Source organism: Leifsonia sp. PS1209, assembly GCF_012317045.1.
In the GTDB taxonomy this organism is placed as follows: domain Bacteria; phylum Actinomycetota; class Actinomycetes; order Actinomycetales; family Microbacteriaceae; genus Leifsonia.
This window is the reverse complement of record NZ_CP051154.1, coordinates 2,122,546-2,135,377: the sequence shown is the minus strand read 5'-3', so window position 1 is coordinate 2,135,377 and position 12,832 is coordinate 2,122,546. Positions and strand designations below refer to the sequence as shown.

The window sequence follows — 12,832 nt, the reverse complement described above, 5'->3', positions numbered from 1 at the left end:
CGGTAGCCCCGCATACAATTCTCGGGTGTCAGACCAGCCTCGCCGTGTGTCCCCCCAGGTGTACCGCCGTCGCCGGATCGTCGTCTTCAGCCTCGTCGGGGTCGTCCTCGCCAGCCTGATGTACCTGTCCGGCTCGCTGTTCGGGCCGGTGCCTGCGACCGCCGCCGTGGTGCAGCACGAGAAGAGCATCGCGCAGCCGGCGGCCCAGCTGGCTTGGCCGGGATGGGGTGCGAGCGCCATCTCCGCACCGGATGTGGACGGCGCCACCGAATACCACGGCAGCGACAAGAGCTTGCCGATCGCGAGCGTGACGAAGACGATCACCGCGCTCGTCGTGCTCGACGCGAAGCCGATCAGTGGAGGGTCGGAAGGCCCGACGATCGACTTCACCCAAAAGGACGTCGACATCTGGAACCGGGTGATCGCCGACGGCGGATCGTGGGCGCCGGTCGTGGCCGGCACCTCGATGACCGAGAAGCAGGCGCTCACCGCGATGCTGCTCCCGTCGGCGAACAACTACGCGATCTCGCTGGCCAACTGGGCGTACGGCTCCACGGACAAGTTCGTGAAAGCGGCGAACGGGTGGCTGGCGGACAAGAAGTTCACCGGCACCCGCCTCACCAGCCCGGACGGCCTGGACCCCGGCAGCGTCAGCACCACGAAAGACCTGATCGGCATAGGCAAGCTCGTGCTCGCCGACCCCGTGCTCTCCTCGATCGTGTCGCAGAAGTCCGCGACCCTCCCCGGCGCAGGCGCGCAGGACAACACGAACACGCTGCTCGGCTTCGAGGGCATCGACGGGATCAAGACGGGCAACACCGACGAGGCGGGCAACTGCCTCCTGTTCTCCGCGGAGATCGGCGTGGGAAGCAACAAGGTGCGCGTGGTCGGCGCCGTGCTCGGCGCACCGACCCACGACGACCTGTGGGCGGCCGTCAAGGCGCTGCTTGTCAGCATGAAGGGCGGCTTCCACCAAGTGGATGCGTCGACCGTCGGGCAGCAGTACGGCACGTACTCGACCCCCTGGGGAGCGAAATCCGCCCTCGTCTCCACCTCGACGAAGAGCTTCGTCGTGTGGTCGGACACGCCCATCCAGGTGGACATGCAGACGCGCACCATCCAGTCGGGCCGCAAGGGCGACGTCGTCGGTCAGGTGACCTTCACCCTCAACGGCAAGACCCAGACCGCCCAGCTCGCGCTCGCGAAGGACGTCCCTGACCCCGGCCTCGGCTGGCGCCTCGCCCACCCGGGCGGCCTCGGCGCCTGACCCGCGCGCGCCTCAGCTCGATCGGTGGGGCTAGGGGAGGCGGAAGGGGCCCGCGTCCGGACGCTTGGGGAGGACGTGGTCGCCGGAGGACTGGTGGCGGATGCGCCGGACCACCCAGGGCACGAGGTATTCGCGCGCCCAGGAGATGTCTTCCGAGCGCGCCTGGCGCCAGGTGCGCGGCGGCAGCGGCTCCGGCTGCAACGGCTGCAGGTCGTTGTCGACGTTGAGCGCCGCGAGCACCATGCGGGCGACGGTGTGGTGCCCGAGCGGGGCGAGGTGCAGGCGGTCCGGCGCCCACATCCGCTGGTCCTGGATCTCGGTCAGCGACCACTGGTCGGCCACGATCGCGTCGTACTTGGCCGCGACGGCGCGCACGTTCTCGTTGTAGATCGCGACCTTGCCGCGGATGCCGCGGAACACGGGGGAGAAGCCGACGTCGACACCGGTGAACACGACGACGGTCGCCCCGTCGGCGCTGAGCTGTGAGACGGCCTGGTCGAACAGCGCGGCGATCTGGTCGGGGTCCGTGCCGGGCCGGATGACGTCGTTGCCGCCGGCGGAGATGGTGATCAGGTCGGGACGCAGGGCGACCGCCGGGGCGACCTGCTCATCCAGGATCTGCTTGATCAGCTTGCCGCGCACGGCGAGGTTGGCGTATGCGAAGTCGTCGGTCTGGCTGCTCAGCACCTCGGCGACGCGGTCGGCCCAGCCGCGGTGTCCGCCGGGGCTGCCCGGCTCAGGGTCGCCGATCCCTTCCGTGAACGAATCGCCGATGGCGACGTAGCGGGACCACGGATGCTGCGCTTCGGACATACCTTCATTCTGCACCTTGGCATCCTGGGCGCACGTTCGGGCCGCACTCAGACGGGACGCAGGAGGCACGCAGACGGCACGCCCGGGCCGTTCCGCCCGGTGAGCGAGTGTCGGTGGGAGCCGGTAGATTTGATCCAAGTGGAACAGCCGACCGAACCCGATACCTCGCTTCGCCCTGGTGCGCACGCCGGAACCTTCGCTGCTGAACACCTGTCGCCCTCCTTCCCGGAGCGCGCGGCCTGGGGAACAGCGGGAAAACTGCGTGCGTGGCAAGCCGAGGCCCTCGACGCGTACTTCGAGAACGAACCCCGCGACTTCCTCGCGGCGGCGACCCCCGGCGCAGGAAAGACCACGTTCGCGCTCCGTCTCGCCACCGAACTGCTCGCACGGCGCGTCGTCGAGCGGATCACCGTCGTCGCCCCGACCGAGCATCTGAAGCGGCAGTGGGCGGAGGCGGCCGAGCGTGTCGGCCTGCACCTCGACCCCGAGTTCAAGAACTCCGACGGCCGGTACGCCCGCCACTTCAAGGGCGTCGCCGTCACGTACGCGCAGGTCGCGATGCGGCCCAGCCTGCACAAAGACATCACCGAGAACTACCGCACCCTGGTCATCCTCGACGAGGTGCACCACGGCGGGGATGCGCTCAGCTGGGGAGACGGCATCCGGGAGGCGTTCGAGCGAGCCACCAGGCGGCTCTCGCTCACGGGTACGCCGTTCCGCTCCGACACGGCGCCCATCCCGTTCGTGACCTACCTGCCAGACAAGGCGGGCATTCGCACCTCCCTCACCGACTACAACTACGGCTACGGCCGCGCTCTCGCCGACGGCGTCGTGCGTCCGGTGATCTTCCTCGTCTACGCCGGGCACATGCGCTGGCGCACCAAGACCGGCGACGAGATGGAGGCGCGACTCGGCGAGGGCAACACCAAAGACATCACCTCGCAGGCCTGGCGCACCGCCCTCGATCCGCGCGGCGAGTGGATCCCGGCCGTGCTGAACGCTGCGGACCGGCGCCTCACCGAGGTGCGCAACGCCATCCCGGATGCCGGCGGCCTTGTCATCGCCACCGACCACTACGCGGCGCGCGCGTACGCCGACCTGCTGCAACAGATCTCGGGGGAGCCGGTCACGGTCGTGCTCTCCGACGAGAAGGAGGCGAGCGACAGGATCGCGGCGTTCGCCGCAGGCACCTCCCGGTGGATGGTCGCGGTGCGGATGGTGTCGGAGGGCGTCGACGTGCCGCGGCTGGCCGTGGGCGTGTACGCGACCAGCGCATCCACCCCGTTGTTCTTCGCGCAGGCGATTGGACGCTTCGTGCGGGCCAGGCGTCGCGGCGAAACGGCGTCGGTGTTCCTGCCGAACGTCCCGACGCTGATGGCGCTGGCGAACGCGCTCGAACTGGAGCGCGACCACGCGCTCGACCGGCCGACCGACGAGAACGCCGAGGGCGACTTCTTCAACCCGGAAGACGCCATGATGGCGGAGGCGAACCGGCAGGAGCGCGCGTCCGAGGGCCTGATGGACGAGTTCTCGTTCGAAGCGCTCGGTTCCGAGGCCAACTTCGACAGGGTGCTCTACGACGGGCAGGAGTTCGGCAGCTTCGCCGTTCCTGGCAGCGACGAGGAGCTCGACTTCATCGGGCTGCCGGGCATCCTGGAACCCGAGCAAGTGCACGAACTGCTCACGCAGCGGCAGCAGCGGCAGGCGCGCCGCACCAGCTCCCGCCCGCAGTCCGCGGAGGGACACCCGCCCGCGCCGCTGTACCGCAACCTCAAGGAGCAGCGCAGCCTGCTGAACAGCCTGGTCGGGCTGTACTCGAAGAACACGGGGGAGCCGCACGGGCTCATCCACGCCGAGCTGCGCCGCGTCTGCGGCGGCCCCGCCGTCGCGCAGGCGAGCGTGACCCAGCTGCAGGCCCGCATCGACTACCTGCGCAAGCGGCTCGGACGCGCGTAGCCGGTCGCGCTCAGTCCAGCGGGCCGCGCACGCGGTAGCGCAGATGGAGCACGCGGTCGCCCTGGATCACCGCGGGGTCGTCCAGCAGGCGGTGCGCGTCGGCCGCGCCGAAATAGCGCTTGCCCGTTCCGAACACCGCGGGCGCGACGTCCATCCGCACCTCGTCGACCAGCCCGGCGGCGAAGACCTGGCCGCCCACGTCCCCGGCGGCCACCTCGACGACGCGATCGCCGGCGAGCCGCTGCGCCGTGGCCACAGCGGTCTCGATGTCGTGGACGAAGTGGAAGGGCGCTGCGGGATCCCAGCCGTCCGGTGCCGGCCGGTGCGTCACGACGACCACGTGGTCGACGCCGCTGGGCGGCCGGCCGTCCCAGCCGTCCGTCAGGTCGAAGACGTGGCGTCCGACGATCGTCACCGCGATGCTGTCCCAGTACGGCCGGACGTAGTCGTACGACGCCCGAGACACCAACAGCACGCCGCTCTCATCCAGGGGCACGTCCCCGCTGGTGAGCCAGTCGAACAGCGGCCCAGGCTGGTCGTCGCTGTCGGCGATGAAGCCGTCCGTCGACACCGAGGCGTACATGACCACCGAGCCCACGTGGTGCTCCTCTCCGTCTGAGTGCCCCCAGTATGCCAACGGGCGGCCGCAGTGCGCGACCGCCCGTCTGGCAGTTCCGGATGCGCGTGCCGCCTAGATGACGCCCATCGCGATCATCGCGTCCGCGACACGGGTGAACCCGGCGATGTTCGCACCGAGGACGTAGTCGCCCGGGGCGCCGTACTCGTCGGCGGTCTCCGCGCACCGGTCGTGGATGCCGACCATGATCTCGGCCAGACGGCTCTCGGCGTACTCGAAGCTCCACGCATCCCGGGACGCGTTCTGCTGCATCTCGAGTGCAGAGGTGGCGACGCCGCCCGCGTTCGCCGCCTTGCCGGGCGCGAACAGCACGCCCGCGGCGGTCAGGACCTTGACCGCCTCCGGGGTGCACGGCATGTTGGCACCCTCGACGACGGCGGCGACACCGTTGCTCGCGAGCGTCGTCGCGGCATCGCCGCCGAGCTCGTTCTGGGTGGCGCAGGGGATGGCGACGTCGATCGTCGTCTCGGCGGCGAGCGCCCAGATGTCGCCGCCCGCGCGGTAGTCGGAGGCGGTGCCGCGCGCCTCGGCGTAGTCGCTCAGCCGTCCGCGGCGCTGCTCCTTGATCTCGCGCAGGAGGTCGAGGTCGAGGCCGTCGCGGTCGTAGACGACGCCGGAGGAGTCCGAGCAGGCGACGACGGTTCCGCCGAGCTGCTGCACCTTCTGGATGGCGTAGATCGCGACGTTGCCCGATCCGGAGACGAGCACGCGGGCGCCGTCGAACGAGCGGCCGCGGGTGGACAGCATCCGGTCGGCGAACACGACGGCGCCGAAGCCGGTGGCCTCCGTGCGGACGAGCGAGCCGCCCCAGCCGATGCCCTTGCCGGTGAGGACGCCGGACTCGTAGCGGTTGGTGATGCGCTTGTACTGGCCGAACAGGTAGCCGATCTCGCGACCGCCGACGCCGATGTCTCCGGCGGGCACATCCGTGTACTCGCCGAGGTGGCGGTACAGCTCCGTCATGAAGGACTGGCAGAACCGCATCACCTCTGCGTCCGACTTGCCCTTGGGGTCGAAGTCGCTGCCACCCTTGCCTCCGCCGATGGGCAGGCCGGTGAGGGCGTTCTTGAAGATCTGCTCGAAGCCGAGGAACTTGACCGTGCCCAGCGTGACGGTCGGGTGGAACCGCAGACCGCCCTTGAACGGGCCGAGCGCCGAGTTGAACTCGACGCGGAAACCGCGGTTGATCTGCACGCGCCCGGCGTCGTCCGTCCACGGCACGCGGAAGATGATCTGGCGCTCCGGCTCGCAGAGCCGTTCGAGCACGGCGGCCTCGGCGTAGCGCGGGTTCCTGGCGATCACCGGGCCGAGAGAGTCGAAGACCTCCCTCGCGGCCTGATGGAATTCTGGTTCGCCGGCGTTCCGCTTCAGAACGTCGTCGAGGAGGGTTGTGAGGTCAGTAGTCACTCGCGGCCTTTCGATGGTGCACAAGATTTCTGAGTCTACTCTCAGACACCTGACCCTCTCCGCTGTGTGACGACGGCCGGTGCGCGGCTGGTTCGGGCCCGGTCGCGCCCGGCTCGCCGGGGTGAGGTGAGCCTGTGCATGCTGGCACAGCGGGCTCCGACTTCCTAGGCTGAGCGCATGACCGAGCGACAGGTGGACGGGCAGCACGCCGACGAACCGCACAGGGAGGGTCTGGCGCAGCGGCTCAACTGGCTGCGCGCCGGAGTGCTCGGCGCGAACGACGGCATCGTCTCCGTCGCCGCCGTGGTGGTCGGCGTCGCCGGTGCGACGAGGGACATCGCCCCGATCCTCACGGCCGGTGTCGCCGCCCTCGTCGGCGGCGCCATCTCGATGGCGCTCGGCGAGTACGTCTCGGTGAGCAGCCAGCGCGACAGCGAGCACGCCCTCATCGCGAAGGAGCGCAGGGAGCTCGCCGAGATGCCGGAGCAGGAGCTCGCGGAGCTGACCGGGCTCTACGAGGCCAAAGGGCTGAAGCCGGAGACGGCGCGGCAGGTCGCCATCGAGCTGACGGAGCACGACGTGCTCGCCGCCCATCTGTCGGCCGAGCTCGGGATCGACCAGGACGACGTGGTGAGCCCGTGGCACGCCGCGCTCGCCTCCGCCGTGGCGTTCACGATCGGCGGCCTGCTGCCGCTGCTGACCATCCTGCTGCTGCCGGAGGCGGTGCGCATCCCGGTCACGTTCGTGGTGGTGCTGGTCTCGCTCGCGATCACCGGATATGTCGCCGCGTACATCGGAGGGAGCCCGCGCGGCAAGGCGACGCTGCGGGTGGTGATCGGCGGTGCGCTGGCCCTGATCGTGACGTTCGCGATCGGCGCGCTGCTCGGCACGAGCGGAGTGGTGTGATGGCGGAAGGAGAGGCCATGGCCGGCTTGAAGGACAAGAGGGACATCGTCGCCAACTGGCTGCCCCGCTACACCGGGACCGCCCTGGAGGACTTCGGCGACCACATCCTGCTCACCAACTTCGGCGACTACGTGCAGCGCTTCGCGGAATGGTACGGAGCAGAGGTGCGCGGCGCCGACCGGCCGATGCCGAACGCCACCGCCGACGGCATCACGATCATCAACTTCGGGATGGGCAGCCCCAACGCCGCGACGGTGATGGACCTGCTGAGCGCGGTGCAGCCGAAAGCGGCCCTGTTCCTCGGCAAGTGCGGGGGAGTGAAACGCAAGAACCAGCTCGGCGACCTCGTCCTCCCCATCGCGGCGATCCGCGGCGAGGGCACGTCGAACGACTACCTCCCGCCCGAGGTGCCCGCACTTCCCGCCTTCCAGCTGCAGCGCGGCGTCTCCACCACGATCCGCGACTTCGGTCACGACTACTGGACGGGCACGGTCTACACGACGAACCGCCGCGTCTGGGAGCACGACGAGAAGTTCAAGGCGAGGCTGCGCGAGACTCGCGTGATGGCGGTGGACATGGAGACGGCGACGATCTTCGCCGCCGGCTTCGCCAACCGCATCCCGTGCGGCGCGCTGCTGCTGGTGTCCGACCAGCCGATGATCCCCGAAGGCGTGAAGACCGCCGAGAGCGACCGCGGGGTGACCGGGATGTTCGTGGAGCGGCACATCCGGATCGGCGTGGAGGCGCTCCGGCTGGTGCGGCGCAACGGCCGCAGCGTGCGGCACCTGCGGTTCGAGGACGAGTAGCGCCCCTACCGGAAGTCGCGCGACACCGTGCGCATCCCGGCGTCGAGCGGCTCCAGGCGGTCGGCGATCACGTTGACGACGCCTTCCTCGCTGCGTTCCAGCATGCCCCGGATGATCATGGCCGGGGCCTCGCGGGCGACGCGGCGGTAGCGGTTCCAGACGCCGACGGGGCAGATCACGTTGATCAGGCCGGTCTCGTCTTCCAGGTTGAGGAAGGTGACCCCGGCCGCCGTCGCCGGACGCTGCCGGTGGGTGACCACGCCGCCGACCTCGATGCGTCTGCCGGACTCCGCCGTGGCGAGGCCGTCGGCCGAGTAGACGCCGCGGGCGCGCAGGTGCGGGCGGAGGAAGCCGATCGGGTGGTCGTCGGTGGAGATGCCGGTGGCCCACAGGTCGCTCGCCAGCTGTTCGGCCGGGCTCAGCATCGGCAGCAGGGGAGGCTGCACGGAGATCGAGGTGCCCGCCAGGTACTCCGGCTTCTCCTGGGCGGCGTTCCCCGCCTCCCAGATCGCCTGGCGGCGGCTCAGCCCGAAGCTCTCGAACGCTCCGGCAGCGGCGAGCGCCTCCAGCTGGGCCACGTTCAGCCCGACGCGCCGAGCCAGGTCGCCGAGGCTCAGGTAGCGGCCACCGGATGCGCGCTCGGCGACGATGCGCTCCGCCAGCTTCTCGCCGATGGTCGTCACCCCCGCGAGTCCCAGCCGCACCACATGGCCGGCGTCCCTGCGGTGCAGCGCGTGGTCGAGCGGCACGCTGCGGTCGAACGGGGCGATCTCCGGCTGGTCGTGGTCCAGGCACGGGTCGGTCCCCGTCGGGCCGGCGGCGGCCGCATCCATCGGTTCGAGCACGGGGAACACCATCGAGCGTTCGATGTCCGGCCGCTCGACCACCACGCCGTGCCTGCGCGCGTCGGCGGTGAGGGTGCGCGGCGAGTAGAACCCCATCGGCTGCGCCCGCAGCAGGGCGGCGAGGAACGCGCCCGGGTAGTGCAGTTTCAGCCACGAGCTCACGTAGACGAGCAGCGCGAAACTGATCGCGTGGCTCTCTGCGAAGCCGAAGTTCGCGAACGCCTCGATCTTGGCGTAGATGGCGTCGGCGTCGTCGCCGACGATGCCGTTGCCCGCCATCCCCGCATACAGTTTGTCGCGCAGCGAGCCGATCTTCTCCTGCCCGCGCTTCGACCCCATCGCCCTCCGCAGCAGGTCGGCGTCCTCCGCCGTGCAGTCGCCGACGGCGACCGCCATCTGCATCAGCTGCTCCTGGAACAGCGGCACCCCCATCGTGCGTTCCAGCACGGGCACCAGCGCCGGATGCAGGTAGGTCACCTCCTCCTGGCCGAGCTTCCTGCGGATGTACGGGTGCACGGCGCCGCCCTGGATGGGGCCGGGACGGATGAGCGCGATCTCGATCACCAGGTCGTAGAACGCGCGCGGCTGCAGGCGGGGCAGCGTGCCGATCTGCGCCCTGCTCTCCACCTGGAACACGCCGATCGAGTCCGCGCGGCAGAGCATGTCGTACACCCCCTGCTCCTCCTTCGGGATGCTGTCGAGCGTCCACTGCTCGCCGAGCGACTGCGCGATGGTCGACATGGCGTAGTCGATGGCGCTCAGCATCCCGAGGCCGAGCAGGTCGAACTTGACCAGGCCCATCCAGGCGCAGTCGTCTTTGTCCCACTGCAGCACGGTGCGGTTCTCCATGCGGGCGTGCTCGATCGGGCAGACTTCGCCGACCGGGCGGTCGGTGAGCACCATGCCGCCGGAGTGGATGCCGAGGTGCCTGGGGAACTTGAGCACCTGGCTGGCCAGGCCGACCACCGCATCCGGGATGTCGTGGTCGGCCGTCGGCTGGATGGAACCCCACGAGTCGATCTGCTTCGACCAGCCGTCCTGCTGCCCGGTGGAGTATCCGAGCGCCTTCGCCATGTCGCGCACCGCGTTCTTCGGCCGGTAGGTGATGACGTTCGCCACCTGCGCAGCGTTGTGCCTGCCGTACTTGCGGTAGACGTACTGGATGACCTCCTCGCGCCGGTCGGAGTCGAAGTCGACGTCGATGTCCGGCTCCTCCTCGCGCATGCTCGACAGGAAGCGCTCGAACGGCAGCGCGTACTTGATCGAGTCGACGGCGGTGATCCCGAGCAGGTAGCAGACGGCGGAGTTGGCGGCGGAGCCACGACCCTGGCAGAGGATGCCCTGGCTGCGGGCGAACCGCACGATGTCGTAGACGATGAGGAAGTAGCCGGGGAAGTCTTTGGCCTCGATCACGTCCAGCTCCCTGGCGATGCGCTCCCGCTTGGCCTGGTCGGTGGCGATGTCCGGGTAGCGCTCCTCCGCGCCGCGCCAGGTGAGCTCGCGCAGCCAGCTCATCGGGGTGTGGCCGTCCGGCACCTCCTGCTTCGGCAGCTTCGGGCGGGCGCTGCGCAGCCGGAACTCGAGATCGTCCGCGACCTCCACCGTGCGCTCGACGGCGCCGGGGTAGCGGGCGAACCGCGTCGCCATCTCGCGGCCGGAGCGCAGGTGCGCCGCGTCGGAGGCGGGCAGCCAGCCGTCCATCTCGTCGAGGCTTCGGCGGGCGCGCACGGCGGACAGCGCGGAGGCCAGCGGGTATTGGGCGGGGGAGGCGTAGTGCACGTTGTTGGTGGCGACCACGGGCATCCCGAGCCGGGCGGCGATGCGGGCGAGCACGTCGTTGTCCGTGGTGTCGCGCGGGTTGCCGTGGTCGATCAGCTCGACCAGCACGTTGTCGCGGCCGAACAGCTCGCCGAGCCGCGCCACCTCCCGCTCAGCGGCCCGTTCGCCGTCGGAGGCGAGGGCGAGCCGCACGTCTCCTTTGCGGCAGCCGGTGAGCACCATCCACTCTCCGGATGCGCGCCGCGCCAGCTCAGCGACGTCGTAGACCGGCCGCCCCTTCTCCTCGCCGGCGAGCTGGCCGTCGGTGATCGCCGCCGCCAGCCGGTGGTAGCCCTCCTGCTTCTTGGCGAGCACGACGAGGTGGCTGCCCTCCGGATCGGCCTCTCCGTTCTGCGGGCGGCTGAGCTCCAGCGACAGCTCGGCGCCGAACACGGTCTTGACCCGCTCGTACGCCTCGGCGGCCTCCGCCAGGTGGACGACCCCGTACAGGCCGTCGTGGTCGGTGACGGCGAGGCCGTGCAGCCGCAGCCTGGTCGCCTCCTCCAGCAGTTCCTCCGGCGAGCTCGCACCGTCGAGGAAGCTGAAGTTGGTGTGCGCGTGCAGCTCGGCGTACGGCACGTGGCCGTCCGGCTCCTCCTCCTGCACGATCGGGGCCGGGGTGTACGCCGGTCGTTTCCTGGACGACGGCCGCTCGTCGGCCTGCTCGCTCGTGCGCCGGCCGGAGAGCCTCCGCTCGAACTCCGACCACGGGATCGGCGGGTTGTTCCAGCCCATCAGCGTTCTCCGCCCGGGTCAGTCTTACCCGGCAGGTCAGCCATCCCGCCCGGGTCAGCCATGCGCGGCAGGTCAGCCATGCGCGGCAGGTCAGTCATACCGCGCCTCCGCCTGCCACGCGCCGTCCGCGAGCACCAGCAGCCACGCGTTCCCGTCAGCGTCGACCACCTGGAAGCGATGCGCCGTGCGCGAGGCGGCAGCATCCCACCAGCGTTCCCGCACCGGCCACGGGCCCGCCCAGGAGTCGACGGGGCGCGCATCCCGTGCCGTGCCCGTCGACGAGAACCGGACGATCGGCTCCGTGACGACGCCGCGCCCCGTCACCCCGACCTGCTCGCCGTCCGCACCGAGCACCACCACGGGACGCGGCGCCTCGAACACGGTCGACGGCGCCGGGGCCGGCAGGCTGCCCGGCCACGGCTGGTCGGCGCGCGCCACCCCGACGGCGCGGTCGCCCCACGGCACGAGTACCTGCCGCTCCGCGAGCCCACGCCCGCCGCCGATGGTCGCCGTGAGCACCGCGTCGTGGCCCAGGATGCTCTGCACCCGCGACAGCCCGTGATGGATGCGCTCGTCCGCGCCCCCGCCCCACAGCCCCTCCTCGTGGTGGCCGATGTCGTCGACGGCCTCCGGCTCCACCAGCACCCGCGCGATCGGGGAGCCGAGCCCGCTCTCGATGCTGCCGGAGCCCTGCAGCTGCCAGCGCACCCTGTCGACCACGTCGGCCGCCGAGAACAGCCGGGGGTGCAGCCAGCTGCGCTCGCTCACCTTGCCGGACTCGTCCGTCACCTCGATGCGCAGCGCCGTGCACACCAGCCCCGCCTTGGTGAGACCGCCGATGAACGCCTCCGCCGTTCCCCGGAACGCGAACGTCACCTGGTCCACCCTGTCGAGCGGCGGCTCGAACTCGATCGCGCGTTCCAGCTGCTTCGGCGGCGTGCGCGGCACCACCGCCGTGCTGTCGAGCCCGCTCGCGATGGTGTGGCACCAGGCGCCACGCTCCCCGAACCGTTCCCGCACATCCGTCGCCCCGAGCGCGGCCAGGTGGCCGAGGGTGTGGATGCCCAGCCTGCGGAACAGCGGCGTCAGCTCGTCCTGCCCGAGCTGCGCGATGGGCAGGGGGGAGAGGAACGCGGGGGAGTCGCCGGGCGGGATGACCCTGATGCGCTCTGCACCGGTCGTGCGGGCCGCCTGCTCGGCGGCGAACGGGCCGTCCGCGATGCCGATGCGCGCGTCCGGGATGCCGAGCCCTTCGAGGCAGCGCAGCAGTTCGGCGGCGGCCTGCTCCTCTCCGCCGTAGTAGCGGGCTGGACCGCGGGCGCGCAGCACGCAGGTGCCGGGCCGGATGGGCTGGACGCCGGGGGTGATCTCCTCGATCGCGGCGAGCACGGGGTCGAAGGCCCGCGCATCCAGGACGGGATCGTACGGCAGCACCTGCAACTGGGTGCAGCGCGCCTGGGCCTCCCGGATGCGCAGGCCGCGCGTGACGCCCTCCGCGCGCGCTGCGGCGGAGCAGGCGAACACGAGGTTGCGGTCGAGGAGCGCCAGCGGGGTGTCCTGCGGCAGGTCGCCGGCCTGCAGGGCGGCGATCACCGGCCAGTCCGGGCACCACAGCACGATCGCGCGGGTGACGGCCGGCATC

9 protein-coding genes are annotated in these 12,832 nt (G+C 70.8%); 4 read left to right on the top strand and 5 right to left on the bottom strand.

Annotation, left to right across the window (positions count from 1 at the left end; all coding sequences use genetic code 11):
* Positions 1–25: 25 nt before the first annotated feature.
* Positions 26–1,267, top strand: a complete 1,242-nt coding sequence (locus HF024_RS10180; protein WP_247597071.1) for a D-alanyl-D-alanine carboxypeptidase — start codon at positions 26–28, stop codon at positions 1,265–1,267.
* A 30-nt stretch (positions 1,268–1,297) separates the two neighbouring features.
* Here HF024_RS10180 and HF024_RS10175 read toward each other — a convergent pair whose 3' ends face one another.
* Positions 1,298–2,080, bottom strand: a complete 783-nt coding sequence (locus HF024_RS10175; RefSeq protein ID WP_168689482.1) for an SGNH/GDSL hydrolase family protein — start codon at positions 2,078–2,080, stop codon at positions 1,298–1,300.
* Between the two features lie 138 nt (positions 2,081–2,218).
* Between HF024_RS10175 and HF024_RS10170 the strand changes: the two genes are divergently transcribed.
* On the top strand, positions 2,219–4,036 hold the full coding sequence (locus HF024_RS10170) for a DEAD/DEAH box helicase (RefSeq protein ID WP_168689481.1): 1,818 nt from the start codon (positions 2,219–2,221) through the stop codon (positions 4,034–4,036).
* Between the two features lie 10 nt (positions 4,037–4,046).
* Here HF024_RS10170 and HF024_RS10165 read toward each other — a convergent pair whose 3' ends face one another.
* Positions 4,047–4,634 carry a dihydrofolate reductase family protein gene (locus tag HF024_RS10165; RefSeq protein WP_168689480.1) on the bottom strand — a complete coding sequence of 196 codons (588 nt, stop codon included), beginning with the start codon at positions 4,632–4,634 and terminating at the stop codon, positions 4,047–4,049.
* Between the two features lie 93 nt (positions 4,635–4,727).
* A complete protein-coding gene (gene gdhA / locus HF024_RS10160; RefSeq protein ID WP_168689479.1) occupies positions 4,728–6,080 on the bottom strand; it encodes an NADP-specific glutamate dehydrogenase in 1,353 nt (450 codons plus the stop codon).
* Between the two features lie 177 nt (positions 6,081–6,257).
* Between gdhA and HF024_RS10155 the strand changes: the two genes are divergently transcribed.
* Complete coding sequence (locus HF024_RS10155) at positions 6,258–6,986, top strand: VIT family protein (RefSeq protein ID WP_085370622.1); 729 nt, start codon at positions 6,258–6,260, stop codon at positions 6,984–6,986.
* Between the two features lie 17 nt (positions 6,987–7,003).
* Positions 7,004–7,792 (top strand): AMP nucleosidase, encoded by a 789-nt coding sequence (locus HF024_RS10150; protein ID WP_247597070.1) that lies wholly within the window; start codon positions 7,004–7,006, stop codon positions 7,790–7,792.
* 5 nt (positions 7,793–7,797) lie between these two features.
* Here the strand turns inward: HF024_RS10150 and HF024_RS10145 are convergent, their stop codons facing one another.
* The gene (locus HF024_RS10145) at positions 7,798–11,190 is read right to left on the bottom strand and encodes an error-prone DNA polymerase (RefSeq protein WP_168689477.1); all 3,393 of its coding nucleotides are present in this window, start codon (positions 11,188–11,190) and stop codon (positions 7,798–7,800) included.
* A gap of 90 nt (positions 11,191–11,280) precedes the next feature.
* Positions 11,281–12,831 (bottom strand): DNA polymerase Y family protein, encoded by a 1,551-nt coding sequence (locus HF024_RS10140; protein WP_168689476.1) that lies wholly within the window; start codon positions 12,829–12,831, stop codon positions 11,281–11,283.
* Position 12,832: the final 1 nt, after the last annotated feature.

What these genes read in the sequence shown, in the direction of transcription:
- HF024_RS10175 (WP_168689482.1), bottom strand. Translation starts at nt 2,080, where the DNA reads ATGTCCGAAGCGCAGCATCCGTGGTCCCGCTACGTCGCCATCGGCGAT.
- HF024_RS10155 (WP_085370622.1), top strand. Translation starts at nt 6,258, where the DNA reads ATGACCGAGCGACAGGTGGACGGGCAGCACGCCGACGAACCGCACAGG.
- HF024_RS10150 (WP_247597070.1), top strand. Translation starts at nt 7,004, where the DNA reads ATGGCCGGCTTGAAGGACAAGAGGGACATCGTCGCCAACTGGCTGCCC.
- HF024_RS10145 (WP_168689477.1), bottom strand. Translation starts at nt 11,190, where the DNA reads ATGGGCTGGAACAACCCGCCGATCCCGTGGTCGGAGTTCGAGCGGAGG.
- HF024_RS10140 (WP_168689476.1), bottom strand. Translation starts at nt 12,831, where the DNA reads ATGCCGGCCGTCACCCGCGCGATCGTGCTGTGGTGCCCGGACTGGCCG.